The organism is Streptomyces sp. SPB074 (genome assembly GCF_000154905.1).
Classification (GTDB): Bacteria; Actinomycetota; Actinomycetes; order Streptomycetales; family Streptomycetaceae; genus Streptomyces.
Genome location: NZ_GG770539.1, coordinates 4,505,572 through 4,509,760, shown reverse-complemented (window position 1 = coordinate 4,509,760; position 4,189 = coordinate 4,505,572). Strand labels below are relative to the sequence as shown.

Below are 4,189 nucleotides of genomic sequence, written 5' to 3'. Positions count from 1 at the left end.
GGCGGGGGCGTGCGGACCGGCCAGGGAGATGTGGACGCCCTGGTCGGCGAGGGCCTGGAGCTCGGTCGCCGCGCGCTCCTCGCCGGGCGCCGGCTCGTCGGTGACGAGGCGGGTGATGAGGTCGGGCGCCACGGTCTGGAACATCGTGTCGGTGCCGAGCTTGGTGTGGTCGGCGAGGACGACGACCTCGGCGGCCGACTGCACGAGCGCGCGGTCGACGCTCGCCGAGAGCATGTTGGCGGTGGACAGACCGCGGTCCGAGGTGAGACCGCTGCCCGAGAGGAAGGCGCGCGAGACGCGCAGGCCCTGGAGGGACTGCTCGGCCCCGCTGCCCACGAGCGCGTAGTCGGTGCCGCGCAGGGTGCCCCCGGTCATGACGACCTCGACACGGTTGGCGTGCGCGAGGGCCTGGGCGACGAGGAGGGAGTTGGTCACGACGGTGAGACCGGCGACGCGCGCGAGACGGCGGGCCAGCTCCTGCGTCGTGGTCCCGGCGCCGATCACGACGGCCTCGCCGGGCTCGACGAACTCGGCGGCGAGCTCGGCGATCGCGGCCTTCTCGGCCGAGGCGAGGTGCGTCTTCTGCGGGAAGCCGGTCTCCCGCGCGAAGCCGCCCGGGAGCACGGCACCGCCGTGCCTGCGGTCGAGGAGCCCTTCCGCTTCGAGGGCCCGCACGTCCCGCCGTACGGTCACTTCAGAGGTCTGGACGACGCGGGCCAGTTCCCGGAGCGAGACCGCTCCGTTGGCGCGCACCATTTCAAGGATCATTTGACGACGTTCAGCAGCGAACACGGAACTGACAGTAACGCGCATGACTGTCCGCGTTCACCACTTTCCGCCGAGTTACGGAAGTTGTCCACGTCGGGGCGGGGAAAGTGGTATACGGGGTCGTGAACGGCCGCCGGGCGCTGCCACGGCCCCGGTCCACCGCCGCGCGGCGATGGACCGCCATCCCGCGCGAGCAGGGGGGTTGAGGCCGTACGGCCTCCTCAGACCTGCTCCTCCGCGCGCTTGACGGTGTGGAGCTGGCGGGCCACTTCGGCGATCGAACCGGACAACGACGGGTACACGGTGAACGCGTTAGCGATCTGTTCCACGGTCAGATTGTTGTCCACAGCGATCGAGATGGGGTGGATGAGTTCACTCGCTCGGGGGGCGACGACGGTACCGCCGACGACGACTCCGGTCCCCGGGCGGCAGAAGATCTTGACGAAGCCGTCGCGGATGCCCTGCATCTTGGCGCGCGGGTTGCGCAGCAGCGGGAGCTTGACGACGCGGGCGTCGATGCGGCCCCCGTCCACGTCGGCCTGGCTGTAGCCGACGGTGGCGATCTCGGGGTCGGTGAAGACGTTGGACGAGACGGCCTTGAGGTTGAGCGGGGTGACCGCGTCGCCGAGGAAGTGGTACATCGCGATACGGCCCTGCATCGCGGCGACCGAGGCGAGCGCGAAGACGCCCGTGACGTCCCCGGCCGCGTAGACCCCGGGGGCGCTCGTGCGGGAGACCTTGTCGGTCTTGACGTGCCCGGAGTCCTTGAGCTTGACCCCGGCCTCCTCCAGCCCGATGTTCGCCGTGTTCGGGATCGCGCCGACCGCCATGAGGCAGTGCGAGCCCGTGATGACGCGGCCGTCCGCGAGCGTGACCTCGACGCGGTCGCCGACGCGCTTGACGGCCTGGGCGCGCGAGCGCGCCATGACGTTCATGCCGCGCCTGCGGAAGACGTCCTCCAGGACGGCCGCGGCGTCCGGGTCCTCGCCGGGCAGCACGCGATCGCGCGAGGAGACGAGGGTGACGCGCGAGCCGAGCGCCTGGTAGGCGCCCGCGAACTCGGCGCCCGTGACACCGGAGCCGACGACGATGAGTTCCTCGGGCAGTTCGTCCAGGTCGTAGACCTGCGTCCAGTTGAGGATGCGCTCGCCGTCGGGGCGCGCGTCGGGCAGCTCGCGCGGGTGCCCGCCGGTCGCGATGAGGACGGCGTCGGCGGTCAGGCGCTGCTCGGAGCCGTCGGCGGCGGTGACGACGACGGTGCGCGAGCCGTCGCTGTCCTGCTGGCCCTCCAGGCGGCCCCGGCCGCGCAGGACGCGGGCCCCGGCGCGCGTGACGGAGGCGGTGATGTCGTGCGACTGGGCGAGCGCGAGGCGCTTGACGCGGCGGTTGACCTTGCCGAGATCGACCCCGACGACGCGCGCCGCGCGCTCCAGGGGCGGGGTGTCGTCGGCGACGAGGATGCCCAGCTCCTCGTAGGAGGAGTCGAAGGTCGTCATCACCTCCGCGGTCGCGATGAGGGTCTTCGAAGGCACGCAGTCGGTGAGCACCGAGGCCCCGCCGAGGCCGTCGCAGTCCACGACGGTCACCTCCGCGCCGAGCTGGGCGCCCACGAGGGCCGCTTCGTATCCGCCGGGTCCGCCACCGATAATCACGATCCGAGTCACGTACTTCATTGTCCCGCACGCGCCAAAAGGCTTCGCGCCCGGGCCCGCTGTCCGGGGTGTGGAACGGGTCACCCCCCCCTGCTCCCGCCCCTCGCGCGGGAGTCCGCCTCCCACGACTCCCCCGCTTCCCTCCGCCGTCTGCCGTACTCTCGACGTCATGTCGCTCTACGCTGCGTACGCAGGCAATCTCGACGCGCGGCTGATGACGCGCCGTGCCCCGCACTCCCCGCTGCGGGCCACCGGCTGGCTCGACGGCTGGCGGCTGACCTTCGGCGGCGAGCACATGGGCTGGGAGGGCGCGCTCGCCACCCTCGTCGAGGACCCCGCCTCGCAGGTCTTCGTGGCGCTGTACGACATCGCGCCGCCCGACGAGGAGGCGATGGACGGCTGGGAGGGCGTCGGCCTCGGCATCTACCGCCGCGCCCGGGTCCGCGTCCACACCCTGGAGGGCACGGAGTCCTCGTGGCTGTACGTGCTCAACGGGTACGAGGGCGGGCTGCCCTCGGCGCGCTACCTCGGCGAGATCGCCGACGCGGCCGAATCGGCGGGGGCACCGCACGACTACGTGATGGAACTGCGCAAGCGGCCCTGCTGAGCCGCCCGCGCGAGGACCGCCGAGCCGCGCCCGCGAGCCGCGCCCACCCGCGAGAGCCGCCGCACCGCGCCCGCGCGAGGGCCGGGTTCGCGCCAGGACCGGCCGGCCGCGCCGCGTCCCCCGCTTCTCGTCCCCCGAGGCCCTGACCAGCCACGTCCGTGTCCGTAAACGCGCGCGAAGGGGTACCGGTAAGTCAACATCAGGTCGTTATCAGCGACGTCTACGCGCGTAGGCCGTGAGCGGTTACGCTCATTCGCGTGAACGCATCAGTTATTCCGGACGACATCCAGGGCGACCCCTTCGCCGCCGCCCGCGCCGCCGCCGCCCGGCTCGGTGAGCTGACGGGGACCGAGACGCACGACGTGGCCCTGGTGATGGGCTCGGGCTGGGTGCCCGCCGCGGAGGCGCTCGGCACGGCGGACCACGACCTGTCCTTCACGGACCTGCCCGGCTTCCCGCCGCCCGCCGTCGAGGGCCACGCGGGCCGCATCCGCTCCTACGGCGCGGCCGGCGGCAAACGTGCCCTCGTCTTCCTCGGCCGCACGCACTACTACGAGGGCCGCGGCGTGGACGCCGTCGCGCACAACGTGCGCACCGCCGTCGCCGCCGGGTGCAAGACGATCGTGCTCACCAACGGCTGCGGCGGCCTGCGCGCCGGGATGCGGCCCGGCCAGCCGGTGCTGATCAGCGACCACATCAACCTCACCGCGACCTCGCCGATCCACGGCGCGAACTTCGTGGACCTCACCGACCTCTACTCGCCGCGCCTGCGCGCGCTGTGCAAGGAGATCGACCCCACGCTCGAAGAGGGCGTGTACGTGCAGTTCCGCGGTCCGCACTACGAGACGCCCGCCGAGATCGACATGGTCCGCGCGATGGGCGGGGACCTCGTGGGCATGTCCACGGTCCTGGAGGCCATCGCGGCGCGCGAGGCGGGGGCCGAGGTCCTGGGCATCTCGCTCGTCACCAACCTCGCCGCCGGTCTCACCGGCGAACCCCTCAACCACGAGGAGGTGCTCCAGGCGGGCCGCGACTCGGCCGCGCACATGGGGGCGCTCCTCGGCCAGGTCCTCGACCGCATCTGAGAGACCCTCCCCCGTACGGGGTACGTGTCCCGTACGGGGTACGTGTCCCGTACGACCCTGGGGGAGACCGCGCGCGG

4 protein-coding genes are annotated in these 4,189 nt (G+C 72.5%); 2 read left to right on the top strand and 2 right to left on the bottom strand.

The features are described from left to right. The coding region (locus SSBG_RS18970) for a DeoR/GlpR family DNA-binding transcription regulator (protein ID WP_267880266.1) at positions 1–768 on the bottom strand (768 nt) is incomplete at its 3' end. A gap of 221 nt (positions 769–989) precedes the next feature. Then, positions 990–2,441, bottom strand: coding sequence for an NAD(P)H-quinone dehydrogenase (locus tag SSBG_RS18965; RefSeq protein ID WP_078491353.1), 1,452 nt, complete (start codon positions 2,439–2,441; stop codon positions 990–992). 148 nt (positions 2,442–2,589) lie between these two features. Between SSBG_RS18965 and SSBG_RS18960 the strand changes: the two genes are divergently transcribed. Together SSBG_RS18960 and SSBG_RS18955 are read left to right on the top strand one after the other, a co-directional pair. Next, a complete protein-coding gene (locus SSBG_RS18960; protein WP_008747687.1) occupies positions 2,590–3,027 on the top strand; it encodes a gamma-glutamylcyclotransferase in 438 nt (145 codons plus the stop codon). A gap of 257 nt (positions 3,028–3,284) precedes the next feature. Continuing rightward, a complete protein-coding gene (locus SSBG_RS18955; protein ID WP_008747686.1) occupies positions 3,285–4,112 on the top strand; it encodes a purine-nucleoside phosphorylase in 828 nt (275 codons plus the stop codon). The last annotated feature ends 77 nt before the right edge of the window (positions 4,113–4,189 follow it).

Excerpts from the sequence above, each read along its gene's own strand:
- SSBG_RS18965 (WP_078491353.1), bottom strand. The coding sequence starts at position 2,441 with ATGAAGTACGTGACTCGGATCGTGATTATCGGTGGCGGACCCGGCGGA.
- SSBG_RS18960 (WP_008747687.1), top strand. The coding sequence starts at position 2,590 with ATGTCGCTCTACGCTGCGTACGCAGGCAATCTCGACGCGCGGCTGATG.